The 24,703-nt window shown below is 69.5% G+C and carries 24 protein-coding genes; 12 read left to right on the plus strand and 12 right to left on the minus strand.

All coding sequences use genetic code 11. The features are described from left to right. Positions 1–10 precede the first annotated feature (10 nt). Genes ACSFA5_RS26185 through ACSFA5_RS26210 form a run of 6 tightly spaced genes read left to right on the plus strand, consistent with a single transcriptional unit; the run spans position 11 to position 7,329 of the window. On the plus strand, positions 11–1,654 hold the full coding sequence (locus tag ACSFA5_RS26185; protein WP_435446968.1) for a TadA family conjugal transfer-associated ATPase: 1,644 nt from the start codon (positions 11–13) through the stop codon (positions 1,652–1,654). Continuing rightward, on the plus strand, positions 1,651–2,508 hold the full coding sequence (locus ACSFA5_RS26190; protein ID WP_435446969.1) for a type II secretion system F family protein: 858 nt from the start codon (positions 1,651–1,653) through the stop codon (positions 2,506–2,508). Before ACSFA5_RS26185 ends, ACSFA5_RS26190 begins: the two co-directional genes overlap by 4 nt. A 15-nt stretch (positions 2,509–2,523) precedes the next feature. Continuing rightward, entirely contained in the window at positions 2,524–3,414 is an 891-nt protein-coding gene (locus tag ACSFA5_RS26195) for a type II secretion system F family protein (protein ID WP_435446970.1), read from the plus strand. 27 nt (positions 3,415–3,441) lie between these two features. Then, positions 3,442–3,783: a DUF192 domain-containing protein gene (locus ACSFA5_RS26200; protein WP_435446971.1), complete on the plus strand. Its 342-nt coding sequence runs from the start codon at positions 3,442–3,444 to the stop codon at positions 3,781–3,783. 22 nt (positions 3,784–3,805) lie between these two features. Beyond that, on the plus strand, positions 3,806–5,011 hold the full coding sequence (locus ACSFA5_RS26205) for a TadE/TadG family type IV pilus assembly protein (protein ID WP_435446972.1): 1,206 nt from the start codon (positions 3,806–3,808) through the stop codon (positions 5,009–5,011). Then, the gene (locus ACSFA5_RS26210) at positions 5,011–7,329 is read left to right on the plus strand and encodes a spermidine synthase (protein ID WP_435446973.1); all 2,319 of its coding nucleotides are present in this window, start codon (positions 5,011–5,013) and stop codon (positions 7,327–7,329) included. The genes ACSFA5_RS26205 and ACSFA5_RS26210 overlap by 1 nt, the downstream gene beginning before the upstream one ends. A 29-nt stretch (positions 7,330–7,358) precedes the next feature. Here the strand turns inward: ACSFA5_RS26210 and ACSFA5_RS26215 are convergent, their stop codons facing one another. Beyond that, complete coding sequence (locus ACSFA5_RS26215; RefSeq protein WP_435446974.1) at positions 7,359–8,264, minus strand: BUD32 family EKC/KEOPS complex subunit; 906 nt, start codon at positions 8,262–8,264, stop codon at positions 7,359–7,361. Further along, a complete protein-coding gene (locus ACSFA5_RS26220) occupies positions 8,261–9,958 on the minus strand; it encodes an FMN-binding glutamate synthase family protein (RefSeq protein WP_435446975.1) in 1,698 nt (565 codons plus the stop codon). The genes ACSFA5_RS26215 and ACSFA5_RS26220 overlap by 4 nt, the downstream gene beginning before the upstream one ends. 55 nt (positions 9,959–10,013) lie before the next feature. Between ACSFA5_RS26220 and ACSFA5_RS26225 the strand changes: the two genes are divergently transcribed. Both ACSFA5_RS26225 and ACSFA5_RS26230 read left to right on the plus strand, forming a co-directional pair. After that, complete coding sequence (locus ACSFA5_RS26225; protein WP_435446976.1) at positions 10,014–10,835, plus strand: UPF0149 family protein; 822 nt, start codon at positions 10,014–10,016, stop codon at positions 10,833–10,835. A gap of 46 nt (positions 10,836–10,881) precedes the next feature. Then, a complete protein-coding gene (locus ACSFA5_RS26230) occupies positions 10,882–12,069 on the plus strand; it encodes an MFS transporter (RefSeq protein ID WP_435447067.1) in 1,188 nt (395 codons plus the stop codon). Here the strand turns inward: ACSFA5_RS26230 and ACSFA5_RS26235 are convergent. The 4 genes from ACSFA5_RS26235 to ACSFA5_RS26250 are packed head-to-tail and all read right to left on the minus strand — an operon-like array spanning position 12,059 to position 13,989. Beyond that, positions 12,059–12,373: a GNAT family N-acetyltransferase gene (locus ACSFA5_RS26235; RefSeq protein WP_435446977.1), complete on the minus strand. Its 315-nt coding sequence runs from the start codon at positions 12,371–12,373 to the stop codon at positions 12,059–12,061. The two genes, ACSFA5_RS26230 and ACSFA5_RS26235, sit on opposite strands and share 11 nt — an antisense overlap. Next, complete coding sequence (locus tag ACSFA5_RS26240) at positions 12,370–12,864, minus strand: nuclear transport factor 2 family protein (RefSeq protein ID WP_435446978.1); 495 nt, start codon at positions 12,862–12,864, stop codon at positions 12,370–12,372. The genes ACSFA5_RS26235 and ACSFA5_RS26240 overlap by 4 nt, the downstream gene beginning before the upstream one ends. A gap of 31 nt (positions 12,865–12,895) precedes the next feature. Beyond that, complete coding sequence (locus ACSFA5_RS26245) at positions 12,896–13,468, minus strand: CinA family protein (RefSeq protein WP_435446979.1); 573 nt, start codon at positions 13,466–13,468, stop codon at positions 12,896–12,898. Then, a complete protein-coding gene (locus ACSFA5_RS26250; protein ID WP_435446980.1) occupies positions 13,462–13,989 on the minus strand; it encodes a phosphatidylglycerophosphatase A family protein in 528 nt (175 codons plus the stop codon). The genes ACSFA5_RS26245 and ACSFA5_RS26250 overlap by 7 nt, the downstream gene beginning before the upstream one ends. A gap of 182 nt (positions 13,990–14,171) precedes the next feature. On the opposite strand from ACSFA5_RS26250, the gene ACSFA5_RS26255 reads away from it, so the two are divergent. Together ACSFA5_RS26255 and ACSFA5_RS26260 are read left to right on the plus strand one after the other, a co-directional pair. Then, on the plus strand, positions 14,172–15,620 hold the full coding sequence (locus tag ACSFA5_RS26255; protein ID WP_435446981.1) for an MFS transporter: 1,449 nt from the start codon (positions 14,172–14,174) through the stop codon (positions 15,618–15,620). A gap of 100 nt (positions 15,621–15,720) precedes the next feature. Beyond that, a complete protein-coding gene (locus ACSFA5_RS26260; RefSeq protein ID WP_435446982.1) occupies positions 15,721–16,431 on the plus strand; it encodes a DUF3053 domain-containing protein in 711 nt (236 codons plus the stop codon). Positions 16,432–16,448: 17 nt separating this feature from the next. On the opposite strand, the gene thiL is transcribed toward ACSFA5_RS26260, so the two are convergent. The 5 genes from thiL to apaG all read right to left on the minus strand — a co-directional run bounded on the left by thiL (position 16,449) and on the right by apaG (position 22,453). After that, entirely contained in the window at positions 16,449–17,405 is a 957-nt protein-coding gene (thiL, locus tag ACSFA5_RS26265; protein WP_435446983.1) for a thiamine-phosphate kinase, read from the minus strand. Between the two features lie 144 nt (positions 17,406–17,549). Beyond that, positions 17,550–18,758 (minus strand): YbdK family carboxylate-amine ligase, encoded by a 1,209-nt coding sequence (locus ACSFA5_RS26270; RefSeq protein ID WP_435446984.1) that lies wholly within the window; start codon positions 18,756–18,758, stop codon positions 17,550–17,552. Further along, the gene (locus ACSFA5_RS26275; protein WP_435446985.1) at positions 18,755–20,026 is read right to left on the minus strand and encodes a cation:proton antiporter; all 1,272 of its coding nucleotides are present in this window, start codon (positions 20,024–20,026) and stop codon (positions 18,755–18,757) included. The genes ACSFA5_RS26270 and ACSFA5_RS26275 overlap by 4 nt, the downstream gene beginning before the upstream one ends. Further along, complete coding sequence (locus tag ACSFA5_RS26280) at positions 20,023–22,011, minus strand: site-specific recombinase (RefSeq protein WP_435446986.1); 1,989 nt, start codon at positions 22,009–22,011, stop codon at positions 20,023–20,025. Before ACSFA5_RS26280 ends, ACSFA5_RS26275 begins: the two co-directional genes overlap by 4 nt. 46 nt (positions 22,012–22,057) lie before the next feature. Continuing rightward, the gene (gene apaG / locus ACSFA5_RS26285) at positions 22,058–22,453 is read right to left on the minus strand and encodes a Co2+/Mg2+ efflux protein ApaG (RefSeq protein WP_435439050.1); all 396 of its coding nucleotides are present in this window, start codon (positions 22,451–22,453) and stop codon (positions 22,058–22,060) included. Positions 22,454–22,512: 59 nt separating this feature from the next. Between apaG and rpe the strand changes: the two genes are divergently transcribed. Continuing rightward, a complete protein-coding gene (gene rpe / locus ACSFA5_RS26290) occupies positions 22,513–23,208 on the plus strand; it encodes a ribulose-phosphate 3-epimerase (protein ID WP_435446987.1) in 696 nt (231 codons plus the stop codon). Between the two features lie 10 nt (positions 23,209–23,218). On the opposite strand, the gene ACSFA5_RS26295 is transcribed toward rpe, so the two are convergent. Then, a complete protein-coding gene (locus ACSFA5_RS26295; RefSeq protein WP_435446988.1) occupies positions 23,219–23,476 on the minus strand; it encodes a hypothetical protein in 258 nt (85 codons plus the stop codon). Between the two features lie 165 nt (positions 23,477–23,641). Here ACSFA5_RS26295 and ACSFA5_RS26300 point away from each other — a divergent pair, with 165 nt between their 5' ends. After that, positions 23,642–24,652, plus strand: a complete 1,011-nt coding sequence (locus ACSFA5_RS26300) for a M14 family metallopeptidase (RefSeq protein ID WP_435446989.1) — start codon at positions 23,642–23,644, stop codon at positions 24,650–24,652. Positions 24,653–24,703: the final 51 nt, after the last annotated feature.

Consider the following 24,703-nt stretch of genomic DNA (forward strand, 5'->3'; position numbering starts at 1 on the left):
CCCACTCACCATGCACAAGGTCTTCGTCAATTCCCCGCAGCAGGGCGTGCGCGAGGTCGCCATCGACGTCGCGGAACTCCAGGTCGGCAAGGACAGCACCAGCCACATCGTGCTGTCGGGCTGGAACGTCGCCAAGCTGCATGCCCAGTTCGTGCTGCACGACGAGGAGGTGTTCGTGCAGGACCTGGGGAGCCTCTTCGGCACCTGGGTCGACGGCAACCGCGTCACGCGCTTCGGGCCGATGAAGGGCGGCGAGGAAATCATCATCGGCGGCCACACGCTGGTGGTGTCGCTCGACGTCGCGCTCAGGCCGGCGGGCGAGGACCCGCAGGACGCGGCCGATGCCGCGCAGATGGCCGAAACCTCGCTGGCCATCGAAGACCCGCTGCTGCAATGGCGCCGCACGCTGCACCGCACGCTGCTGCAGCAGCTGGACAACCGCCGCATCGACACCGCGCAGATGAAGGACGAGGAGCTGCGCTCCAACATCCGCGCGCTCATTGCCGAGATCATTCGCGACACGCGCGAGCTGCCGCCCGAGCTCGACCGCGCCTTGCTGAGCCAGCAACTGCTCGACGAAGCCATCGGCCTGGGCCCGCTCGAGGTGCTGCTGAAGGACGAGAGCGTGACCGAGGTGATGGTCAACCGCTTCGACGAGATCTGGATCGAGCGCGCCGGGCGGCTGGAGCGCACCAACGTCGCCTTCACCAGCAACATCGCGGTGCTGGGCGCCATCGAGCGCATCGTGACGCCGCTGGGACGGCGCATCGACGAGAGCTCGCCGATGGTGGACGCGCGCCTGAAGGACGGCTCGCGCGTGAACGCCATCATTCCGCCGCTGGCGCTGCGCGGGCCCAGCATGACGATCCGGAAGTTTCCGAAGAACCGCATGGGCCACGAGGGCATGATCCGCACCGGCTCCATCACGCCGCAGATGGTGGAGTTCATGCGCATCGCGGTGGAAGAAAAGCTCAATATCATCGTCTCGGGCGGCACCGGTACCGGCAAGACGACGCTCTTGAACATGGTGTCGAACTTCATTCCACCCAACGAGCGCATCGTGACCATCGAGGACGCGGCCGAGCTCTCGCTGGGCCAGCCCAACCTGGTGTCGCTGGAGTCGCGCCCGGCCAACATCGAAGGCAAGGGCGCCATCGCCATTCGCGACTTGGTGCGCAACTCGCTGCGCATGCGGCCCGACCGCATCGTGGTGGGCGAGTGCCGCGGTGGCGAGGCGCTGGACATGCTGCAGGCCATGAACACCGGCCACGACGGCTCGCTCACCACGCTGCACAGCAACTCGCCGCGCGACGCCATGTCGCGGCTCGAAGTGCTGGTGACCATGGCGGGCATGAACATCCCGGTGTCGGCGATCCGTGAGCAGATCGCCTCGGCGGTCGACCTGATCGTGCAGCTCACCCGCTTTCCGTGCGGCAGCCGCAAGGTCACGCAGATCACCGAGATCACCGGCTTCGCCGACGGCATGATCCAGATGCAGGACGTGTATCTCTTTCGCAAGACCGGTGTGGACGAGTCGTTCAAGACCGTGGGCCACTTCACCGCCGCCGGCACCGTGCCCGAGTTCTTCACGCGCCTGCAGGAGCACGGCCTGAAGCTCGACCTGGAATACCTCTTCGGGGAGACCGTGCCATGAAGGGAATGATCCTGCTGGCCTCGGTGCTGTGCGGCATGGGCTTCATCACGCTGTGCGGCTACCTGCTGCTGCAGCGCTCGCCCGAGCTGGTCGGCAAGATGATGAGCAAGCTGCAGGCCAGCGGGCGCCGCACGCTGAACCTGTCGGAGTTCCAGGCGCAGCACGCGGTGGCCTTCGCATCGGGCCATGCCTTCCTCGTGGCGCTGTGCGGCGCCGTCGGCTGGCTCGTGTCGGGCAACCTCATCGGCGGCGTGGTGGCGGCGCTGGTGCTCTACCTGCTGCCCGCGCGCTGGTTCGCCTGGCAGCGCAAGAAGCGCAGGCAGCAGATCGAGTCGGAGCTGCCCGATGCGCTGCTCTTCATTGCCAGCGCCTTGCGCGCCGGCAGCGCGCTGTCGGTGGCCATCCAGGTGCTGGTGCGCGACCAGGTGGGGCCGCTGGGGCAGGAGTTCGGCCTGGTGCTCAAGGAGCAGCGCCTGGGCGTGAGCTTCGACGACGCCATCCAGAAGATGTCGCAGCGCCTGGGCATTCCGGACTTCGTGCTGGTGGTGGTGGCGCTGCGCGTGTCCAAGGAAGTGGGCGGCAACCTGTCGGAGCCGCTGCAGGTGCTGGCCGAGACGCTGCGGCGCAAGGCCATCCTGGAAGGCCGCATCCAGGCGCTCACGGCGCAGGGGCGCATCCAGGGCCTGGTGATGACGCTCTTTCCGCTGCTGCTGATGGGCGTGCTCTACCTGATGCAGCCCACCATGGGCCTGATGTTCTCCACGACCATCGGCTGGATCGTGCTGACGGTGATCGCCGCGATGCTGCTGCTGGGCTACGCGATGATCCGCAAGATCGTGGCGATCGACATCTGACGATCCGGAACCGCCATGCGTTCGCTCATCCTCCTTGCCATCATCTTCCTGTGCGCGACCACGGGCGTGATCCTGCTGCTGTACATGATCTCGCTGATCCGCAAGGCCAGGCCTTCGGAGCGCACGCACATGGACCCGCTGCCGCGCATGCTGCGCCTGGTGTGGCCGGTGGTGAACATCCTGCAGTTCCACGTGTCGGAGATCGCGCCCACCTCGATGCTGGTCAAGCGCAAGCGCCAGCTGCAGCTCGCGGGCCTGGAGTTCGTGCTCCGGGCCGAGGAGTTCATCGCGGTGCAGTGCGTCTCGATGCTGGTGGTGGCCGCGCTCGGCCTGTGGACCGCGGGCTTGCTCGACGCGATGGCGGGCACCAAGGTGTGGGTCACGCTCGCGTCGTGCGTGGTGGGCTGGTACTACCCGGTGATGTGGATGCGCGACCGCCGCAAGCGGCGCGAGAAGGACATTCTGCGCACGCTGCCGGGCTACCTGGACATGATCACGCTGTGCTGCCAGGCCGGCCTGAGCCTCACCGGCGCCATTGCGCAGGCGGTGCAGAAGGGCCCGGGCGGCGCGCTGGGCCAGGAGTTCGACCGCATGATGCGCGAGATGCGCACCGGCGCGAGCCGCATGGACGCGCTCAACGCGCTGGCCGACCGGCTGGACAACAAGCACATCAAGAGCCTGGTGTCCAACCTCACGCAGGCCGAGTCGCTGGGTGCGAGCCTGGCCGACACGCTGTCCGCCATTTCGGACCAGCGCCGCACCGAGCGCTTCCAGATGGCCGAGAAGCTCGCCATGGAAGCGCCCGTGAAGATGATCGGGCCGCTGGTGATCTTCATCTTCCCGGTGACCTTCATCATCATCTTCTTCCCGCTGGTGATGCAGTTCCTCGAAACCCAGAAACTCTGAAGCCCTGAACCCCTGGACCTCCGTTCCATGCGCATCGTCTCCCTCCGATCCCCCCAGGCCCAGCCCTTCGGTCCCGTGCGCGTGGCCGAGCGCGGCTGGGACCGCACGCGCGGGCTGCTCGGGCGCCCGCGCCTGGCCGCCTGCGAAGGCCTGCTCATCATGCGCTGCCGCTCGGTGCACACCTTGGGCATGCGCTACCCCATCGACGTCGTCTTTCTGGACCGGCACGGCGGCATTGCGCGCGTGGTCGAGAGCCTGCGCCCGATGCGCATGGCCATGTGCCTGGGCGCGGCCAGCGTGCTCGAACTGGCCGCCGGCCAGGCGAGGCGGCTGGCGCTGCGCCCGGGGTTGAAGTTGTCGGGCTGGTAAACACACTCAGGAGCAGCGGGCCATGCCATCCACTCTTCACACGCGCCGCCGCGCGAATCACAAGCGGCAGCGGGCGCAGCGCGGCGCCTCCATGACCGAGACGATGATCGCGCTGCCGGTGCTGATTCTGTTCGTGATGTGCGTGGTGCAGTTCGGCCTGATCTACCGCGCGCGCCTCACGCTGGAGTACGCCGCGCACGAGGCCGCGCGCGCGGGCTCGCTGAACAACGGCATGCCGCTGCCCTTCGTCTTTCGCATCGCCAACTCGACCACGCCGGGGCTGGGCACGCTCAACAGCGCCGCGCTGGAGCTCACCACCAACGCGCTCACGCGCGGCAGCGTGTGGCAGGGGCTGGTGAAAGGCATGATGCCGCTGAACGTGCGCGACGCCAGCGTGGGCGGCATGTTCAAGGGCTGGGTGGACACCAACACCGACCTGATCCAGTCGGCCTGCATCGAGTACCTGAACCCCACGCAGACGTCCTTCGTGGACTGGGCCTTCGTGGAGAACTTCGGCGAGAACCGCTGGATCGTGCAGATCCCCAACGACACCATGCGCTACCGCAAGCCGCTGCCCTACGACTTCAAAGCCAAGGCCCTGAGCACCACCGCGGGCATCGGCGACCCGCTGCCACCCGACGCCGAACTGCGCGGCAACGTGTCGAACAAGACGCTGGGCGAGTCCAGCGTGCTGCACCTGCGGGTGCACTACGGCTACCGGCTGGGCATTCCGGTGGCCAACAAGATCATCCTCACGGCGCTCAAGGGCTACCAGTTCGTGGGCGAGGCGTGGTTCAAGCTGCTGTCGGTGGACGGCGCCAGCGCCCCGGGCACCGACTTTCGCCTGAACCAGCTGGACGCCTACTACATCGCCAACGGCAAGATCCCGCTGGCCGCCGACGGCGTGGCGGGCATGGAGTCGCCGATGTTCTGGCATCCGTTCTATTCGTTCGGACCCAAGAGCGACCGCAGCATCGACCTGCAGTGGGACCCGGCGTGGAGCAACAACATCGGCATCAACGTGCTGGAGAAGCCGCAGGACGCCATGACCAACATCTTCGCCTTCGTGCGCAACAACAGCACCGAGTGGGCCTCGCAGCTCACGGCCAAGGGCATCGACGCGCTGGCCGACAAGGTGGGCGGCGGCAACTCCTTCTGCCCGGCCATCTGGGACGCCTCGGTCAAGGGCCAGCTGGTCAAGGTGCCCAACCCGGGCAACCCCGGCTGATGCGCGCGGCGACGGACGAGGCGCACGCGGCGCAAGCTGCACAGGCTGCGCACGGTGCGCACGCGATGAGCGGCGCGGGCGCGCTGGCGCTGTGCGCATCGACGATCTTCGTCTCGGCCTTCCTGCTGTTCCTGGTGCAACCGCTGATCGCGCGGCAGATATTGCCGTGGTTCGGCGGCTCGGCCGCGGTGTGGACGCTGTGCCTGGCGTTCTTCCAGGTGGTGCTGCTGCTGGGCTACTTCTATGCCGACCGGCTCTCGCGCCGGTCGCTGCGCACGCAGGCCGTGGTGCACGCGATCTTGCTGCTGGCCGCCTGCGCCATGCTGCCGGTGATTCCCGATGCCGCATGGAAGCCGACCGGCCAAGGCGACCCGGCGGCGGGCGTGCTGGCCGTGCTGGCCGCGACCATCGGACTGCCTTACCTCGCGGTGTGCACCACCGGGCCGCTGGTGCAGAGCTGGGTGGCGCGGCTGCATGCGGGCGATGCGCCCCGGCAGGCGAGGGTGTACCGGCTTTTCGCGCTGTCGAACCTCGCGGCGCTGGCCGCGCTGGTGGTGTACCCCTTCGTGCTGGAGCCGGTGTTCGCGCTGCGTGCGCAGGCGGTGGCGTGGTCGGTGGGCTTCGGGCTGTTCGCGGTGCTGGCGATCGTGTCGGTGGTGGCCGTGGGCAAGGCGCAAGCCGCGCTGACTGGCGCCCCGGCGACCGGCACATCGGCCTCGGCCTCGGCCGCTGCGGCGCCGCCGCTGTCGTGGTCCGACCAGCTCCTGTGGCTGGTGCTCGCCGCGCTCGGCACGGTCGCGCTGCTCGCGGTGTCGGCCTTCATCACGCAGGACATCGCCTCGGTGCCCATGCTGTGGATCGTGCCGCTCGCGCTGTACCTGCTGAGCTTCGTGCTGTGCTTCGACAGCGACCGCTGGTATCGGCGCAGGCTGTTCTGGCCGGCGGTGCTGCTGCTCACGCCGGTGATGGGCTGGTACCTGAACACGCCGCAGCGCTCGCTGCCGATCGCCGCGGCCATCGGCCTCTTCTGCGCGGGCCTCTTCGCGATCTGCATGTTCGCCAACGGCGAACTGGCGCGCGCGCGGCCCGGGCCCGAGCGGCTCACGCGCTTCTACCTGCTGCTGGCACTCGGCGGCGCGGTGGGCGGCCTCTTCGCGGGCGTGGCCGCGCCGCATTTCTTCAACGGCTACTGGGAGCTGCCCGCGAGCCTGGCGGTGCCGGGGCTGGTCATGCTGTGGCTCTCGCGGGCGCGCCAGCAATGGGTGTGGCTGGTGTTCGCCTTCGCCATCGTGGTGGGCTTCGCGGCGTTCCTGAAGATGGACGCGGTCGCGGTGTCGCTGAACGTGTCGTATGCGTCGGTCGCTGCGCTGGCCTGCTTCGCGGCGGGCTACACCGCGTGGCGGGCACGCTCATGGGCGGCGGGCGCCGGCCTCTTCGGTGCGCTGGCGTCGGTGGCGGTGGCCTGGCTGTCGGTTTCCTCCGTGCTGGAAGCCGACAACCGCACGATGCTGCGCGTGCGCAACTTCTACGGCGCGCTGCGCGTGGAGCAGTTCGGCATTCCGGGTGCGCTGACCGCGTCGCGCCGGCTGATGCACGGCGTGATCTCGCACGGCGAGCAGCTGCAGGGCGCGGTGCAGCGGCGCCTGCCGAGCACCTACTACGGGCCGAACTCCGGCGGCGGCCTGGCGCTGCTCACCCACCGCCCCGCGACGCAGCGCGTGGGCGTGATCGGCCTGGGCGTGGGCACGCTGGCGGCCTACGGGCGCGCCGGCGACACGGTGCGCTTCTACGAAATCAACCCGCGCGTGACCGAGGCGGCGCGTTCGCATTTCACCTACCTGGCCGACTCGCCCGCCAAGGTCGAAATTGCGCAGGGCGACGCGCGGCTGCTGATGCAGCAGGAGCTGGAGGCGAACGGGTCGCAGCGCTTCGACGTGATCATGGTCGACGCCTTTTCGGGCGACGCGATTCCCATGCACCTGATGACCCGCGAGGCGCTGGCGCTCTACAGCAGGCACCTGCTGCCCACGGGCGTGATCGCGTTCCACATCAGCAACCGGCATCTGCTGCTCGCGCCGGTGGTCAAGCGCCTGGCCGAAGACGCGGGCATGCAGGCGGTGCGTGTGCACTTCACGCCCGTGCCCGGCAACCTCACGCTCGAGCATGCGTCGGAGTACGTGCTGCTCACGCGCGACCCGAGCTTTGTGCAAGACCCGGTGATCCGCGAGCGCGGCGAAGCCATCGATGCGAGCGGCGTCTCGCTATGGACCGACGACCACAGCAACCTGTTGGCTGCGCTGCGTTGGGCCGAGCGCTGAACTGAAAACGAGCCTGCGAAGGGCCGTGCTCAGGCGGCCGGCGTGTCGTGCCACTGGCCCAGCAGCCGCGCCACGGCGCGCACCCGCTGCGTGTCGCGGCCCCAGCGTCGGCTGGCCGGCAGCTTCTGCGCCCAACGCATGCGGCGCGCCGCGTTGGCGATGCGCTCGCGCACTTCATCGCTCACGCCTGCCAGCGCGGCATGCCAGTGCAGGCCCGCGGCCTGCGGCGCGGCGGCCTCCAGCATCATGGCGGTGGAGTGCAGGTAGCTGAGCCAGTCGCGCGCCTGGCATTCGGCCAGCGTCATCACCTCGGCGGGGTCGTCCTCGAAGTCGATGTAGCCGATCACGCCGTCGGGGCACTGCACCAGGTTGCGGTCGAAGGCCTGGCTCAGGTGCTGGCCGCACAGGTGCACCGCGGCGATGGCGGCCAGGCCTTCGCGCCACACGGCCAGCAGCGCGGCGGGGCCGGCGGCGGCGGCCTGGTCGAGCCGCTCCTGCAGCACCACGGTGGCACGGCCGCTTTCGCCCAGGTCAGAGATCAGCAGGCCGTCGGGCTGCTGCGCCAGCACGGTGGGCACGCGCAGGCCCGCGGCCGCCAGTTGCTTCAGCCGCCGCGCCTCGGTGGCGATGGCCGCTTCGCCGCCCGGGTTGGGCACCGGCTTGATGATGTCCAGCCGCACCATGCGCGCGACCGCCGCCATCACGCGGTAGCCCCATTTGCCGTGCCGGGGGCCGGCCTTCTTGAGCCACACGCGTTCGCTGCCGAAGCGGTGGCTGGCCACGTTCTTCTGCTGGCGGGGCAGCGTCACGCGCAAAAATTCGGCGTAGTCGCCGGGGGCCGGCGTGCGCGGGAGCGTGTCCAGCGGCGTGGGTGCCGAAGCGGCGCCCTTGCGCGATGGCAGGCGCGCGTTGGCGCCTCGTTTCAAAGGATTCATGCCGCCATTGCAAAGCCCGCGACCAGCCCTTGCGGGCCCTGCGTCACGGGCTGGAAACTCTCTGCACTGGCCAGCGGCCAGTAGGTGCGAAAAACGTTGTGCTGCGCGTCGAGCGCGCCGAGCAATGCGCCCGGCTGCACCTGCATCACCAGGTTGCTCAACAGGCGCACCTCGGTGTCTGAAATGCGGCGCACGATGTGGTGCGCGGTGATCTGTTGCGGATGGTCCAGGCCCGCGGCCTGCACCAGCTCCTGCAGCGCATGCAGCGTGCTGCGGTGGAAGTTGCGCACGCGGTCGGCCTTGGTGGGCACCACCAGGGCCTGCTGGCGCAGCGGGTCCTGCGTGGTCACGCCGGTGGGGCAGTGGCCGGTGTGGCAGCTCTGCGCCTGGATGCAGCCCAGCGCCATCATGAAACCGCGCGCCGCGTTGCACCAGTCGGCGCCCAGCGCCATCATGCGGGCCACGTCGAAGGCGGTGATGACCTTGGCCGCGCAGCCGATCTTGATGCGGTGGCGCAGGTTCACGCCGACCAGCGTGTTGTGCACCAGCAGCAGGCCCTCTTGCAGGGGCGCGCCCACGTGGTCGCTGAACTCGACCGGTGCCGCACCCGTGCCGCCCTCGGCGCCGTCGACCACGATGAAGTCGGGCGTGATGCCGGTGGCCTGCATCGCCTTGACGATGGCGAACCATTCCCACGGGTGCCCCAGGCAGAACTTGAAGCCGGTCGGCTTGCCGCCCGACAGCGCGCGCAGCTTCGCGATGAAATGCATCATCTCGGTCGGCGTGGAAAACGCGCTGTGCGACGAAGGCGAGATGCAGTCCACGCCCACCGGCACGCCGCGCGCGGCCGCGATCTCGGGCGTGACCTTGGGCGCGGGCAGCACGCCGCCGTGACCGGGCTTGGCGCCCTGGCTCAGCTTGAGCTCGATCATCTTCACCTGCGGGTCGCGCGCGTTGGCGCTGAAGCGTTCTTCGTTGAAGCTGCCGTCGTCGTTGCGGCAGCCGAAGTAGCCCGAGCCGATTTCCCAGATCAGGTCGCCGCCGTGCACGCGGTGGTGCTGCGAGATCGAGCCCTCGCCGGTGTCGTGCGCGAAGCCGCCCAGCTTGGCGCCCTGGTTGAGTGCGAGGATGGCGTTGGCCGACAGCGCGCCGAAGCTCATTGCGGAAATGTTGAACACGCTCGCGCTGTACGGCTGCGTGCAAGCCTGCGCGGCATTGCCCTCGGCCGGCTGCGGCGTGCCGCCGATCACGATGCGAAAGTCGTGGTTCGCGAGCTGCGTCGGCTGCATCGAGTGGTTGATCCACTCGTAGCCCGCGATGGTCACGTTCAGCTGGGTGCCGAAGGGCCGGTTGTCGGGCTCGCCCTTGGCGCGCTGGTACACCAGCGAGCGCTGCGCGCGCGAGAAGGGGGCGGCTTCGGAGTCGCTCTCGATGAAGTACTGCCGCATTTCGGGGCGGATGTACTCGAGCAGAAAGCGCAGGTGCCCGATGACCGGGTAGTTGCGCAGGATGGCGTGGCGGGTCTGGCGCAGGTCGTGGATACCGGTGCCCGCGAGCACCGCAAAAACCACCACGCCGACCCAGGCGAGCCACAGGTGCGGCGACACCAGCACGAAAGCCAGGCAGGCCACCAGCCCGATCAGGCACAGGGCGAATGCGCTGTAGCGCGTCGGAAACGGAATAATCGTGGGCATAGAAATTGTGTAGACCGAAGCCTGCTGCATCATAGAGGGCTGCCCCGAACCTGCCATGACGACCATTCCAGCCCCTATTCCAGCCACTGTTGCGGCTTCTGAAGCCACTCCTTCCGCCGCTGCCACGTCCGACGCCCAGGCGCCACTCGGGCCCGACGATTTCGACGCCCTCGACCAGGCGCTGGACGCCATGCGCGAGCACGACGAGGAAATCCCGCAGTGGGAGTTCTGCGAAGGCTTCATGGCCGCGCTGATCTGCACCCGCCGCCCCATCCCCCCCGCCGAATACTGGCCCGTGCTGCTGGGCGACGACTTCTCGTCGGCGCAGCACATGGAATTCGTCTGGAACTGGAAGCGCCGCTGGGCCGAAATCGTCGAGGGCCTGGACGCCCCCGTCGAAACGCTCGACGACGAGCGCAGCTGGCAGCCCGAGGTGCTAGACACCCGCGGCGCCATCGCCTCGCTGCCCGAGGAAGAGCGTGCCGAAGTGGCCGGCGAGGAAATTCCGTCCTTCGCCCAGGTCTGGGCGCTGGGCTTCATGTACGCGGTGGAAAACTGGCCCGAAGAGTGGGCAGCGCCGCGCGACAAGGAAGCCGCGCAAATGCTCGACGACGCGCTCGACAACATCGTCGCGCTCACCGAGGACGACACCGCCAAGCCCACGCTGTCGATGTACGCCGACGACGCCCCGCCCAGCGTGAGCCAGCAGCGGCTGGACGACTTCGGCGCCGCCATCTGGGCGGTGTACGACCTGCGCCAGCTCTGGAAGAGCCTGGGCCCGAAGGTCGAAACCATCCGCAAGGAGGCCGAGCCGGGCCGCAACGACCCCTGCCCGTGCGGCAGCGGCAAGAAGTACAAGAAGTGCCACGGTGCCTGACACCGCGGCCGCCCGCGCGCCCCTGACGCCGCGCGCGGCCTGGACGATGGTCCTGGCGCTGTGCGCCGGGGTGGCGCTCAGCCAGGCCTTCCGCACCGTCGGCGCCATCATGGCGAGCCCGCTGCAGACCGACTTTCACCTGTCCGCCCAGGCCCTCGGGATCTTCTCGGGGGCCTTTCACTTCGCGTTCGGCGCAATGCAGCTCTTCATGGGCATCGGCATCGACCTGCACGGCGTGCGGCGCACGGTGCTGGTGGCGTTCCCGATCGCCATCGCGGGCGCGCTGCTGTCGGCGGTGTCGTCCAGCTACCTCGTGCTGGTGGCGGGGCAGGCGCTGATCGGCGTGGGCTGCGCGCCGGCCTTCCTGGTGTGCACCGTGTTCGTCGCGCGGCACTTTCCGGCGGCGCGTTTCGCCACCGTGTCGGGCATGGTGCTGGCCATCGGTGGCTTGGGCATGCTGGTCACCGGCACGCCGCTGGCGTGGCTGGTGCAGGCGTATTCGTGGCGCGCGGGCTTCGTGGTGCTGGCCGTGGCCGCGGCGCTGGCCTGGCTGGCCATCTGGCACTGGGTGCATGAGCCGGCCTCCGCCACGCCGCGCACCCAGGAGTCGGTTCCCGAGGCCATCCGCCAGTTCGGCGCGCTGTTCGCCATGCCGCACACCCTGGGCATCGTGGTGCTCGGCGCCGTGACGTACGCCGCCTTCATCTCGCTGCGCGGCCTGTGGCTCGGCCCGCTGATGATGGAGCGCCACGGCTACTCGCTGGTGCAGAGCGGCAACGTCGCGCTGGCGGTGTCGGTGATCTCGCTGTTCGGCGCGCCGCTGTTCGGCCGGCTCGACCGCGACGGCGCCTCGCGCCGGCGCTGGATCGTCATTTGCGCGCTCGGCTACGCGGCCCTCTTCGCGCTCATCGCGGTGCTGCACTCGGCCTGGCTCGACATTGCGGGCATGGTGCTGATCGGCGCGCTGTCGGGTTTCATCGTGTGGCAGTACGCCGACGTGCGCGGCGCCTACCCGTCCACGCTCACCGGCCGCGCGATGGCCGTGTTCACCATGGCCATGTTCCTCGGCGTGGCGCTCATGCAGTGGGTGACCGGCGTGGCCGCCTCGGTGGCGGCGGCGCACGGTGGCGATCCGCTCACGGCCGTGCTGGGCACCATCGCCGCGCTGCTGGTGCTGGGCATCGTGGCTTTTGCGTGGCTGCCGGCGCCGAGGGCTGGTGCCGTCAGATTTTGAAAGCGCGTTGTATGTCCGGCCGCACCAGGTCTGCGTACTCGCGGTGCTTGCGGATGTACCCCGCGATGAACTGGCACACCGGAATCACATGCAGCCCCTTGGCGCGGGCTTCGTCGAGCACGTGCTTCGCGATGCCCGAGCCCACGCCCTTGCCCTCGTGTTCCGGCAGCACTTCGGTGTGCGTGAACATGATCGCGTCGGTCAGCAGGTTGTACTCGGCATAGGCGGCGAGCTTGCCGTCCAGCGCGGCTTCGTAGCGGTGCTGGGCTTCGTTGTTCGAAAAGACGAGGTCGGTGTTGCTCATGGCTGGCGCGCAAGGTAGTTGACAAGGTTGGCCGCGGCGGTGGCACGCACCTTCTTGCGCAGCATCGGGCTCCAGCCCAGCAGCAGGCCCGGCGTACCGAGCGCCTGGCGCGACCAGGTCCAGAACGCGAAGCTGTCGTGGTGCGTGGCAATGAGCCCGTCGGGCGTGAAGGTGAAGCGCGCATCGACGCTGTTGTCCACGATGCGCCCGGTGGCGCTGAAGCGGTAGTGCGCGTCCCAGTGGGCGCTGCCGGTGGTGTCGTCGGCCTTCACGTCGCGCCAGGTCAGGCGCCACACGTCGGCGCCCTTGGCCTGCGTGGCCGACGCCAGCATGCGCCACATGCCGCCCACCTCGCGCCGCCCGCGCAGCGAGAAGGCCTCGTCCTCGAACACCGCATCGCTGGCGTAGCACGCCTGCATGGTGGCGGCGTCGAGCTTGGCGAACGCGCTGTAGAAGCGCTCGATGGTCTGGGCATGGGTGGCTGCGGTCATGGGGCCTCTCGGGGTTGCAAAAAAGGGGCGGTCAGCGGCCGAGCAGCCCGACCAGCGTGTGCAGCGCGTGCCGCACCGTGGCGGCGCGCACCGTGGCGCGGTCGCCGTCGAAGCGGCGGCGCTCGGTGCGCACACTGCCGTCGACCGACCAGCCGAACCACACCGTGCCCACCGGCTTGTCGGGGGTGCCGCCGGTCGGGCCGGCCACGCCGGTCACGGCCAGTGCCACGCACACCGGCACCGAGCGGGCCGAATGCGCGATGGCGCCCGTGGCCATGGCGCGCGCCACCGGCTCGCTGACCGCGCCGTGCGCCGCGATCACCGCCGCGTCGACGCCCAGCAGCTCGGTCTTGGCTTCGTTCGAATACGTGATGAAGCCGCGCTCGAACCATGCGCTCGACCCGGCCAGCTCGGTGCAGGCGGCGCCGATCAGCCCGCCGGTGCAGCTTTCGGCGGTGGCCAGCATCCAGCCCTTTGTCTGCAGCAGGCCGGCCAGCACTGCCACGAGCTCGGGGGTGTCGAGGTCGGCGCAAGCCGAAGACATAGGCAACGTCGAGGAAGAAGAGGAGGAAGAGGAGGGAGAGGAATCCATCGGGTTCACCATGCGCGCCACAGCGCAATGACCAGCAGCGTGCAGAACGCCGCCACCAGGTCGTCGAGGATGATGCCGAAGCCCGCGTGCCACCAGCGCATCTGCGCCGCGTCGCGCTGCTTGAAGAGCGCGTCGGCCCAGGCCACCGGGCCGGGCTTGGCGGCGTCGAAGTAACGGAACAGCGCGAAGGCGATGGCCTGCGCCAGCAGCCCGGCCGGGGTGACCAGCCAGAGCACGATCCAGAAGGCGACCACCTCGTCCCACACCACGGCGCCAGGGTCGGCCACGTTCATGTCGCGCGCGGTCACCGTGCAGGCCCACCAGCCGACGGGCAGCGACGCCAGGATGATCCAGCCGATGGTGGCGGGCGTGAACCAGAGCTGCATCACCGCGAAGGCGGCCCAGGCCCACAGCGTGCCCACCGTGCCCGGCGCGAAACGCGGCATGCCCGAGCCGAAACCCAGCGCGATGAAGTGCGCGGGGTGCGACAGCAGAAAGCGCAGCGTGGGGCGGCGCATCGAGGGTCGGGGCATGGCGCCGGAGTCGGGTGTCGGTGTGGAAGAAGCGGCTTGCATCAGGGGCAGGAGTGTCGCGCATCTGCGGCCGCTGCTGCGTCGGCGTCTGCGCGGCGGCATTTATTTATCAAAGTAATAGCTTGTTTAATTGGCGATCGCCGCCTAGTATCCGGGCTTCCTTTCGACCTTCGCATTCCTCCATGTCTTCCTCTTCCGCCGCCTTGCATCCACCCCCGGCCACTGCCGCATGGAGCGAACTTTTCAGCGGCCGCAACGGCTGGCGCGCGCTGGCGCTCACCGGCGGCGTGGCGCTGCATGCCGTCAACGTGCACATCGTGACCACGGTGCTGCCGTCGGTGGTGCGCGAGATCGGCGGGCTCGACTGGTATGCATGGAGCACCACGCTTTTCGTGGTCGGCTCGATCCTCGGTGCCACGCTGTCGGTGCGGCTGCTTGCGGTGCTCGGGCCGCGCGGCGCGTGCCTGGCCGCGCTGGCGGTGTTCAGTGCCGGCTCGGTGGGTTGCGCGCTCGCCTCGGCCATGCCCTGGCTGCTCGCGGGCCGCACGGTGCAGGGGCTGGGCGGCGGGTTGCTGGCGGCGCTGAGCTACGGGCTCATCCAGCTGGTGTTCGCGCAGCGGCTGTGGCCGCGCGCGGTGGCGCTGGTGTCGGGCATGTGGGGTGTGGCCACGCTGTGCGGGCCTGCCGTGGGCGGGCTGTTCGCGCAGGCCGGGCACTGGCGCTGGGCCTTCTGGTTCCTGCTGCCGGTGGCGGCCGCGCAGGCGGTGCTGGTGCTGGTGCAACTGCGCCCCTCGGCGGGTGTGACACACCGGCGGCCGGCCACGCTGCCGCGCGTGCCCGGCGTGCAGATCGGCCTGCTCGCGGCCTCGGTGCTGGTGATCGCGGCCAGCGGCCTGTGGTCCAGCCTGCTGTGGCAGGCCGCCGGCGTGGCGGTGGGCCTCGCCATCGGCCTTGCGGCCACGCGCATCGACAGCCGGGCCACCGTGCGCGTGCTGCCGAGCGGCGCCTATGCGATGAGTGCGCCGCTGGGCGCCATCTACGCGAGCGTGGCGCTGCTGCTGATCGGCACCACCACCGAGATCTTCGTGCCGTACTTCCTGCAACTGCTGCACGGCCATTCGCCGCTCGCGGCGGGTTACCTCACGGCCGCGATGGCCGGCGGCTGGAGCGTGGGCTCGCTGACGTCGTCGGGCCGCAGCGGGGCGGGCGCCGACCGCATGCTGCGCGCCGGACCGGTGATCTGCACGCTGGGGCTCGTGGCGCTCGCGCTGTTGCTGCCGGCGCCGGGCCGCTTCGGCGCGGGGTCAGAGACCTTGCTGGTGGCCATTGCACTGGCGGCCGTGGGGCTGGGCGTGGGCATCGGCTGGCCGCACCTGCTGACGCGCGTGATGTCGCTGGCACCCAAGGGCGAGGAAGGCCTTGCCTCAGCGTCGATCACCACCGTGCAGCTCTACGGCATGGCCGTGGGCGCCGCGGTGGCGGGGCTGGTGGCGAATGCGGCGGGGCTCACCACGCCGGGCGGCGTCGAGGGCGCGCAGTCGGCCGCCGTCTGGCTGTTCGCGAGCTTCGCCCTCGCACCCGCGGCGGCTGTCTGGCTTGCTTGTCGCGCAGTGGCCAGACGCGGTGGGTGATGGCCGGCTGGCGCTGCAGGTCGCGGCGCTCGCCTGCATCGATGCCATGAGGCGCTCCCTATAATTTTTTGCTTTTGCAACAAACGGGAGGGCACTGCCCATGAGAAATTTCGTTCAACGTCTCGGGGCCCTGTCGCTCCTGGTGGCTTTCAGCTTCGCGCTGGTGGCCTGCGGCAACAAGGAGGCCGAGCAGCGCAAGGCCTTCACCACCTTCCTGCAGACCCGCGTGCTCGACAAGCCCGGCATTCGCGTGCCCACACCGACCGCGGACGAGAAGGCCTCCTTCGGCGACTACGCGCAGCACTACGCGGTGATCACCGATTTCAACGAGGGCATGAACCAGTCGGTGAGCCAGCCCATGACGCAGATCATGGCCAAGGGCGGGCTGCGTTCCATCGGTGACCTGGTCTCGCGCCGCGAAGACATCAAGGCCGCGAAGGACGGACTGGCCGGCCTGCGCACCGCGCTCGACCAGCAGACCGCCAAGGCCGACGCCGCGCACGCGCAGCTCAAGCAGCCCGACGACCTGAAGCAGGTCTACGACAAGGCCTACGAGAAGACCGTGACGGCCCCCTCGACCACCTTCAAGGAAGTGTTCCCCGCGCTCGACACCGTGTTCGACAGCGCGCTGGCCATCGGCGGCTACATCGAGCAGAACAAGTCGAAGATCCAGGTCTCGGGCAGCACCATCAGCGTGACCGACCCGGTGGTGCAGGCCGAGCTCAACAAGATGCTGCAGCAGCTGAACAGCCAGTCCACTGCGATCAACGCGGCGCAGCAGAAGCTGCAGACGGTGGTGCGCGGCTCCTGACCGCGCGGCGCGAGCCCTCAGGCGAAGTGATCGAACGAGCCGAAGCGCTGTGACACCGGCGCGCCTGCCGCGTCGACGATGCGCAGGCCGGCATCGGCCTCGATGCGGCCGATGCGCGTGACGCGCGTGGCGCTGTTCGCGCCGGCCTGCGCCACCGCAGTGCGCGCCGAGGGCGGCGCGGTGAAGACCAGTTCGTAGTCGTCGCCGCCCGAGAGCGCGCAGGTGCGCAGGATCTCGGTGCGCAGGCCGGGCGCCTCGACGGCAACGAGTGCCGTGGCGGCATCCGCGTCGAGCACGGCACCGACCCGGCTCGAAGCGAGGATGTGCCCCAGGTCGCCGATCAATCCGTCGCTCACGTCCACCGCCGACGTGGCGATGCCGCGCAGCGCCTGCCCCAGCGCCACGCGCGGCGTGGGTTGCTCCATGCGGGCGCGGGCGGCCTCGAAGGCCTCGGCCGACAAGGCCACCGTGCCCCGGAACACCTCGAGCGCCAGCCGCGCGTCGCCCAGCGTGCCGCTCACCCAGATGTCGTCGCCCGCGCGCGCGCCCGAGCGCAGCAGCGCCGCGCCGGCCGGCACCTCGCCGAACACCGTGATGCAGATGTTGAGCGGACCGCGCGTGGTGTCGCCGCCCACCAGTTCGCAACCGTGTGCGTCGGCCAATGCGAACAGGCCGCGCGAGAAGCCCTCGAGCCAGGGCTCGTCCACGCCCGGCAATGCGAGCGCGAGCGTGAAGGCCAGCGGCTTCGCGCCGCAGGCCGCCAGGTCGCTGAGGTTCACTGCCAGCGCCTTGTGGCCCAGCCGCGCGGGAGCTACGGTGGAAAGAAAGTGCCGGCCCTCAACCAGCATGTCGGAGGACACGGCGAGCTGCATGCCCGCCGCGGGCGCCAGCAGCGCGCAGTCGTCGCCCACGCCGAGCGGAGAGCGCACGGCGGGGCGCTTGAAGTAGCGTGTGATCAGGTCGAATTCACCCATGGGGTTGCGAGCATAAGCGGTGCGTGGGCCTTCTTTCTCCGCCCCCTTTCGGGCGCGGGCCGGGGTGGGGGCAAGCGGCTTGTCCAATGAGCGCTCTGCCTGCCCCCATCCCAGCCTTCCCCAGAGGGGGAAGGGGCAAAACCATCAGGCCGCGCCTCGGAACCTCAGTGCCGCCTGCCGCACCACCTCCGCCAGCAGCCGCTCTTTTCCCTGCTTTTCCCGCAGCCAGCGCGCGTCGTTGCGGTTGGCTTCCACGCTGGTGCGCAGCTCGCCCAGGGCCTGCGTGGCGTTGAGCGCCTCGCTGTGCCATTCGAGCTGGGTCATGGTCATCAGGATGTGGTCGCGCAGCGGCATGTGCTGGCCGGTGGCCGGGTCGACGTACACCGCGTCGAGCCCGAAGCGGCAGGCCTGGAAGCGGTTGTAGGTGTACACGAGGTAGTCGTCCTCGCAGGGCTCGAAGGGCTGCTCCTGCAAAAACCACGCGGCCAGCGACTGCACGTAGCCCGCCAGCGCGGCGGCGCGCTCCACCGTGAGCGGCGTGTCGAACACGCGGATCTCGATGGTGCCGAACTCGGGCTTGGGGCGGATGTCCCAGTAGAAGTCTTTCATGCTGCGCACGACGCCGGTGCGGGTCATGCGCTCGAAGTAGGCCTCGAACTCCTTCCAGCTGGTGGTGAAGGGCGCGCGGCCCGACAGCGGAAACGCGAACACCGAGTTCAGCCGTGCCGAATCGAACTGCGTGTCCTGCCCCTGCACGAACGGCGACGAGGCCGACAGCGCAATGAAGTGCGGGATGTAGCGCGACATGCGGTGCAGCATCAGCAGCGCCGAGTCGGCGTCGGGGCAGCCGATGTGCACGTGCTGGCCGAATATGGTGAACTGCTTGCTCAGGTAGCCGTACAGCTCCGACAGTTCGCGAAAGCGCGGTTTGTCATAGATGCGCCGCTCGTGCCACTGCTGGAACGCATGCGTGCCGCCGCCCACCACCGCGATGTTGAGCTTGTCGGCATTGCGGATGAGCGCCTCGCGGATGGGCGACAGCTGCGTGATCACGTCCTGCGCCGAGTGGCAGATGTCGGTCGAGATCTCGATCATGCTCGACGTCATCTCGGGCACCACGCTGCCGGGCAGCGGGGTCTGCGCCATCAGGCGCAGCATGTCCTCGGCATAGGGGGCCAGGTCGAAGTCGTGCGTGTTCACGAGCTGCAGCTCCAGCTCCACGCCGAGCGACAGCGCCTCCGACTTGTTGAAGGGCTCGAGCTTGACGACGCGGCTTGCCGGGTCGGCGGGCAGGGCGGCCGAGCGCACGTCGTCGCTGTCCGGATCGACGGGCTTGTGAAGGGTGGTGCTCATCGCTGCGTGTCCTCGGTGGTGCTGAAGGCCTGGGGCGCCCAGGGCACCGAACTCTCGCCCACCGCGTGGATGGCCACGGTGGCAAGCACCGCGCCCACCACTTCCATCAGCAGGATGGAGGGCAGCGCGACCTGCGTGATCATGGTGCCCAGCAACGGCGAGGCGGTGGCGAAATTGGAGGCGATGAGCAGCGCGATCGACGACAGCGGCGACATCGCGCAGCCGACCCAGAAGGCCTGCTTCCAGCTGGCGCCGCTGCCGGGGTTGGCAATGGCCACGCCCGCGATCTTGGCGACCAGGCGCACGCCGATCACCGCCAGCACCACGCTGGCCACCGGCAGCGTCCAGTCGGCCTGCGCCGCCACGATCGACACCAGCACGAACATCAGCATGGTCAGCAGCGAGGCGGCCGTGCCCAGCTGGCGCTGCCAGGCCCAGGGCTTGGGGTTGAGCGCCTTCAGCAGCACGCCGCCGATCAGCGCGGCCAGCGGCGCCGAGCCGCCGATGTGCGCGGTGAGCGCCGCACCCGCCGCAATGAGCGCCAGCAGCAGGATGGAGGTGTTTTCGCTCGTCGGGCTCATCACCCTCAGGGCCGAGCGCAGGGCCAGCGCCATGATGGCGCCCACCACGAACGACAGGCCCAGCACCACGCCCACCGGGTAGAGCTTTTGCAGCAGCGTCTGCGGCGCGCGCTCGATCAGCCCGGCCTGCGCGTAGCCCAGCGCCAGCGCATAGAAAGTGTTGAGCGTGGCCAGCGTCATGGCGCGCTCGGTCACCGGGCCGGCGGCGCGGGTGTCGATGATCACGCGGCTGAGCACCGCGGGCGAGGCGACGATGGCCATCAGCGCAATGGGGTTGGCCACCGGCTCTGGCAGGCCCAGCAAGGTCAATATCCAGTACACGCCGAAGTAGGTCAGCGTGGCTTCCAGCAGGCTCTGCACCAGCACCATCGGGTTGTGGCGGAACCAGCGCAGCGGCAGCCGGCCGCCGGCCTCGAACAGCACCACCGCCACGCCGAGTTCCAGCAGGAACAGGCTCAGGCCGCGCAGCGGCCAGATGGCGCCCTCGAAGCCGGCAAAGCCGACCACCGCGCCCACCAGCGAATAGCCGATGACCTTGGGCAGCCCCAGGTAGCGCTGCACCAGGTGGCCGGACGCCGCGGCCGCGGCCAGCAGCAGCGACCACAGGATGGTGGGCAGGCCGGCCGAGGGGCGCACCCATTCGGACCAGAAGCCCAGCAGATCGTTGATGAAGCTCGTCAAATTCATGCAGGTAGGAAGAAGCTCACCGGCCGGCTGCGCCAGCGCGCCCAGATCGCGCCGCGAATGCGCGCGCGGTCGGCCAGGCTCACGCTGTGCGCGCGCAGCGCCAGCCGGAAAGCGAAATAGAAACTCACGCTCACATTGAGCGCGCCGATGACCGGAACGGCCGCCACCGCCCACCACAGGGCAGGCTGGTGCAGCACGGCGAGACCCGTGGACGCCGCGGCGGCAGCAATCTGCCCGGCCGACAGTGTCACGTGCCGCACGTCCAGCCCGAGCCCGAAGAAACCCGCGAACGCGGGCAGCAGCCCGAGCATGAGTCCCAGGGAAATGTTGGAGGCAAAGCCCGAGATGTGTGTGCGCATGAAGTCGGCCCAGCGGCGTGCCCGGGCGGCGCCGAGAAAAGCGCCGATGCGGGGGTTGTAACGCATGGCGGAGTCCAGGCGATGCAGGACAAAGGCGTTTTCTGTCCAACCCGCGATGATGCTGGCCGAAAACAGCAGGATGCCGGTGATTGCCGCATAAAGCGCGGTCGGGCCGGCCAGGGACAGCGAATCAAGCGTGGCTGCGGCATGCGCGGCGTCCAGCAGGGGCCGGCCCAGCGCCAGTTGCACCAGCAACGCCAGGCCCAGCATGGCCGGCACCACCACCAGCACATTGCCCAGCACGGCGGCCACCTGCGAGCGCACGAGGTTGGCGACTTCGTCGACGAAGTCGACCACCGCGCCGTCCGACTTGATGTCGCGCAGCCGCGCCGCCAGGGCCGGCGCCGTCATCGCGGGCTGCTTGGTGGCCAGCGTCAGGTGCAGCAGCTGGATCGCGACGAAGCTGGCCGCGTACATGAGCCCGGCTGCCAGCCCGCTCCAGAAGGCCGACAGCCCCAGCGCGTAGATGCCGAACTTCAGCAGCACGGTGAAGGCCGTGAGCGCGCCGCCGCCGGCAGCCTTCTTCACCATCTGTGCATAGCTGGCGCGGTCGCGCGTGATGTAGTGCTCGCCGGTCTCCGCGCTGCGCTCGGTCACCTTGGCGGCCAGCATCGACGAGTTGGAGGCGATCAGCGCGCGGATGCTGTTGCGCTCGCCGCCCGCCAGCACCAGCCGGCCGACCAGCCGCGCCACGCTGGGCGCGGGCACGGGCGACATCAGGCAGTCGAGCAGCTCTCGAATGCGCAGCACGCGCTCGCGCAGCTGGCGCAGCCGGAACACCAGGCCCACCGAGATGCCGTTGTCCTCCAGGTGCGTGTAGACCGACGAGGCCACCGTGCGGCAGGCGTCGAGCCGGTCGCGAAACGCGATGAAGGCGGCCTGCAGGGCTTCTTCGTTGCACGGCGGGGCGAACATCTGCTCGCGCAGTTCGTCCAGGTCGGCCATCAGCGAATGAAAGGGCCGCGCGGCCCCCAGCTCGGCGCTCATGCGCAGGCGCAGCTCCGGGGCGAAGCCGGCCGCCACCACCTGGCTTGCGCAATACGTGACGGCGTCCATCACCGTGTGGCGCCAGCGCGGCGCACCGTCGTCGACGGCTGCATCGGCTGCATCGGCCGAATCGGCCAGCAGCACGCCGATGCGCGCGAGCGGCGCCTCTTCGAGCAGCGCGATCCAGCCGGCGTCGAACACGCCGGGCAGCACCATGCGAAACAGCTCCGACGCGTCGGTGGTCTCCGGCGTGCCCGGCAGAATCTTGCGGCGCAGGCGTTCGGCCAGTTCGCTGGCGAAGGCCGTGCGCGGCGCAAATCCGTAGTCGGCCAGCAGCGTGGTCAGGTCGACCGACTGCGTGAACACCCGCCACCAGGCGCGCAGGCGCTCGCGCAGCTCCGGCCGCGCCTCGATGGCGTCGAGCAGCAGCAGCACGCGGCCCATGGCCGCCTGGGGCGACGCACGGTCGCCGCGCAGCCAGTCGAAGAGGTTGATGAGCCAGATGTGGCGCTGCGCCACATCGGCCGTGGGGTCGAGGCCGGCAAGCAGCCCCTGCAAGTCGCGCGAAGCGGCAGCCATGTCGGGGGGCGGGGAAAGAAGGAAAAGAAGGGGAGCGTCGTGGCGCTCAGTGCAGGATGCGCGACACCGGCGTGCCGTCGACATCCGCTTCCAGCACGAACATCGGCACCGGCACGTCGAAGCGTTCGCCTTCCTCCGTCACCACCAGGAAGCTGCCATGCATGGTGCCGCTGGGTGCCTGCAGGCGGCAGCCGCTCGTGTAACGGAAGGATTCGCCGGGCGCCAGCAGCGGCTGCTGGCCGATCACGCCGAGGCCCTTGACCTCCTGCGGATGGCCCGATGCGTCGTTGATGCGCCAGTGGCGGGCAATCAGCTGGGCCGCCACCGAACCCGTGTTCGTGACGGTGATCGTGTACGAAAACGTGTAGATGTGGTCCTTCGGGGAGGACTGGTCGGCCAGGTAGCGCGGTTCGACCTGGACGCTGAAGGGGCTGTTTGACATGGGGCGCATGGTAACGGAGGCCTTTCGTCGGACTTCCATCGGCTGCGAGAATCGGGGGCATGAGCACCCCGTTCCGCATCGCGCCCTCCATTTTGTCCGCCGACTTCGCGCACCTCGGCAAAGAACTGACCGACGTGATTGCCGCCGGCGCCGACTGGATCCATTTCGACGTGATGGACAACCACTACGTGCCGAACCTGACCTTCGGCCCCATGATCTGCCACGCGCTCAAGCCCTACGCCAAGACCGCCGACGGCACCCCGGTGCCCATCGACGTGCACCTGATGGTCCAGCCGGTCGATGCCCTTGCCGCCTCGTTCGCGGAAGCGGGCGCCGACTGCATCAGCTTCCACCCCGACGCATCGCCGCATGTGAACCGCAGCATCCAGGCCATCAAGGGCGCGGGCTGCAAGGCCGGGCTGGTGTTCAACCCCGGGCTGGGCCTGGAGGCGCTGGACTGGGCGATCGACGACATCGACCTGATTTTGATCATGAGCGTGAACCCCGGCTTCGGCGGCCAGAGCTTCATCGACTCGGCGCTGCGCAAGATCGAACTCGCGCGCAAGCGCATCGAGCAGAGCGGGCGCGACATCCGCCTCGAGGTGGACGGCGGCATCAAGGTCGACAACATCGCGCGCGTGGCCTCGGCCGGCGCCGACACCTTCGTGGCGGGCAGCGCCATCTTCAATGCCAAGGACTACGGCGCGGTGATTGCGGACATGCGCAAGCAGCTCGCGGGCATTCCCGCCGCCTGACCGCCGAGGGTCAGCGCTTGACCTTCTCGTTGTAGACGCGGTCGGCCTCCGGGCCGCGGTCGGTGTCGACCACGCCGCGCTCCACGTCGTCATGGGCCTTGCGACCCACCTCGGACGGCTTGCCGTCCTGGGTCTGCTGGCTGTCCGACGACTGGTCGCGCTCGTTCGGCAGGCGCGGGGCCGCTTTGCCGCCCTGCTGCACCTTGGTCTTGCCGTCGTTCTGGTCCGCCGTCTTGTCGCTGGGCTGAGTCTTGGTCTTCGTGTTCATGGGGATGCTCCTTGTGATGCGCTCCACAGAGCGTGCCGCGCGCGCACCGGCAGGGCGGTAGGACATGCAAGGCTGCCCCTGTAGGTGCCGCAGGTGCGCGCTCGGACGCCATGGGGCGCGCAGTGCCTTTGCACCGGGCCATGGGGCTCCGCAATAATCCCGGGCATGTCCTCCGATCCTTTTGCCGGCGTGGCCACCGACAGCCTGCGCATCCACACCTTCGCCTCGCTGACCCCCGGACCGCGGCTGCTCGTGGTGGGGGGCGTTCACGGTGACGAAATCTCCGGCACGCTGGGCATCGAGCGCATCCTGGGCGAGATCGACGCCGGCACGCTGCAGCTGCAGCGCGGCGAACTCACCCTGGTGCCCGTGGCCAACCCGCTCGCGCGGCGCCGCCTGCAACGCGAGGGCGAGCGCAACCTCAACCGGCTGTTCCGTCCGAGCGAACAGCCCGCCGACTACGAAGCCCGCATCACCAACGTGCTGGCCCCGCTCATCGAGCGCCACGAGGTGCTGCTCGACCTGCACTCCTTCCAGAGCGAGGGCGAGGCCTTCGCCATGATCGGCCCGCGCGACAACAACGGCACGCTGGAGCCCTTTGCCCGTTCGTTCGAGGAAGGCCAGCTGGCCCTGCACATCGGCACGCCGGTGGTGGTGGAGGGCTGGCTCGACATCTATGCCGCGCACCTCGCGCAGCGCGCGGGCGGCGCACCCGCCGACGAGGCCGCGCTCGACTTCGGCCGCGGCACCAACGAGTACATCCGCAGCCGCGGAGGCTATGGCGTGACGCTCGAATGCGGCCAGCATATGGACCCGCAGGCGCCCGAGGTGGCGTGGCGCGCCATTCGCCGCGCGCTCGCGCTGCTGGGCATGGCCGCGCTGCCGCCGGGGCTCGCGGGGGCGCCGGTGCAGGCACCCCGGCTGCTGCGCCTGGCCAGCGTGACCGACCGCCTGCATGAGGACGACAGCTTCGTGCGCGACTGGGCCACCTTCGACGAGGTGCAACGCGGCGAGCCCATCGGCATGCGCCACGACGGCACGCTGGTGAGCGCGCCCGATGACGGCTTCATCGTGTTCCCCAACGCCGTGGCCCTGCCCGGCACCGAGTGGTTCTACTTCGCGCACCCGAGCGAGCGGCAGCTGGGGCCCGTGGCGGGTTCGACCGGCGCCGCCTGACCGCGTCTGGGGCGGCGCTCCTACAGCGCTGCGCCACGGAGGGCGCACATT

It is taken from the genome of Variovorax monticola (genome assembly GCF_051216855.1).
GTDB lineage: Bacteria > Pseudomonadota > Gammaproteobacteria > Burkholderiales > Burkholderiaceae_C > Variovorax.

Coding starts and splice junctions, on each gene's coding strand:
- ACSFA5_RS26205 (WP_435446972.1), top strand. CDS start 3,806: ATGCCATCCACTCTTCACACGCGCCGCCGCGCGAATCACAAGCGGCAG.
- ACSFA5_RS26245 (WP_435446979.1), bottom strand. CDS start 13,468: ATGGTGAACCCGATGGATTCCTCTCCCTCCTCTTCCTCCTCTTCTTCC.
- ACSFA5_RS26295 (WP_435446988.1), bottom strand. CDS start 23,476: ATGAACACGAAGACCAAGACTCAGCCCAGCGACAAGACGGCGGACCAG.
- ACSFA5_RS26230 (WP_435447067.1), top strand. CDS start 10,882: ATGGTCCTGGCGCTGTGCGCCGGGGTGGCGCTCAGCCAGGCCTTCCGC.
- apaG (WP_435439050.1), bottom strand. CDS start 22,453: ATGTCAAACAGCCCCTTCAGCGTCCAGGTCGAACCGCGCTACCTGGCC.
- thiL (WP_435446983.1), bottom strand. CDS start 17,405: ATGGGTGAATTCGACCTGATCACACGCTACTTCAAGCGCCCCGCCGTG.
- ACSFA5_RS26260 (WP_435446982.1), top strand. CDS start 15,721: ATGAGAAATTTCGTTCAACGTCTCGGGGCCCTGTCGCTCCTGGTGGCT.
- ACSFA5_RS26200 (WP_435446971.1), top strand. CDS start 3,442: ATGCGCATCGTCTCCCTCCGATCCCCCCAGGCCCAGCCCTTCGGTCCC.
- ACSFA5_RS26255 (WP_435446981.1), top strand. CDS start 14,172: ATGTCTTCCTCTTCCGCCGCCTTGCATCCACCCCCGGCCACTGCCGCA.
- ACSFA5_RS26195 (WP_435446970.1), top strand. CDS start 2,524: ATGCGTTCGCTCATCCTCCTTGCCATCATCTTCCTGTGCGCGACCACG.
- ACSFA5_RS26190 (WP_435446969.1), top strand. CDS start 1,651: ATGAAGGGAATGATCCTGCTGGCCTCGGTGCTGTGCGGCATGGGCTTC.
- ACSFA5_RS26225 (WP_435446976.1), top strand. CDS start 10,014: ATGACGACCATTCCAGCCCCTATTCCAGCCACTGTTGCGGCTTCTGAA.
- rpe (WP_435446987.1), top strand. CDS start 22,513: ATGAGCACCCCGTTCCGCATCGCGCCCTCCATTTTGTCCGCCGACTTC.
- ACSFA5_RS26215 (WP_435446974.1), bottom strand. CDS start 8,264: ATGAATCCTTTGAAACGAGGCGCCAACGCGCGCCTGCCATCGCGCAAG.
- ACSFA5_RS26270 (WP_435446984.1), bottom strand. CDS start 18,758: ATGAGCACCACCCTTCACAAGCCCGTCGATCCGGACAGCGACGACGTG.
- ACSFA5_RS26250 (WP_435446980.1), bottom strand. CDS start 13,989: ATGCCCCGACCCTCGATGCGCCGCCCCACGCTGCGCTTTCTGCTGTCG.
- ACSFA5_RS26275 (WP_435446985.1), bottom strand. CDS start 20,026: ATGAATTTGACGAGCTTCATCAACGATCTGCTGGGCTTCTGGTCCGAA.
- ACSFA5_RS26220 (WP_435446975.1), bottom strand. CDS start 9,958: ATGCCCACGATTATTCCGTTTCCGACGCGCTACAGCGCATTCGCCCTG.
- ACSFA5_RS26235 (WP_435446977.1), bottom strand. CDS start 12,373: ATGAGCAACACCGACCTCGTCTTTTCGAACAACGAAGCCCAGCACCGC.
- ACSFA5_RS26240 (WP_435446978.1), bottom strand. CDS start 12,864: ATGACCGCAGCCACCCATGCCCAGACCATCGAGCGCTTCTACAGCGCG.
- ACSFA5_RS26300 (WP_435446989.1), top strand. CDS start 23,642: ATGTCCTCCGATCCTTTTGCCGGCGTGGCCACCGACAGCCTGCGCATC.
- ACSFA5_RS26185 (WP_435446968.1), top strand. CDS start 11: ATGCACAAGGTCTTCGTCAATTCCCCGCAGCAGGGCGTGCGCGAGGTC.
- ACSFA5_RS26210 (WP_435446973.1), top strand. CDS start 5,011: ATGCGCGCGGCGACGGACGAGGCGCACGCGGCGCAAGCTGCACAGGCT.
- ACSFA5_RS26280 (WP_435446986.1), bottom strand. CDS start 22,011: ATGGCTGCCGCTTCGCGCGACTTGCAGGGGCTGCTTGCCGGCCTCGAC.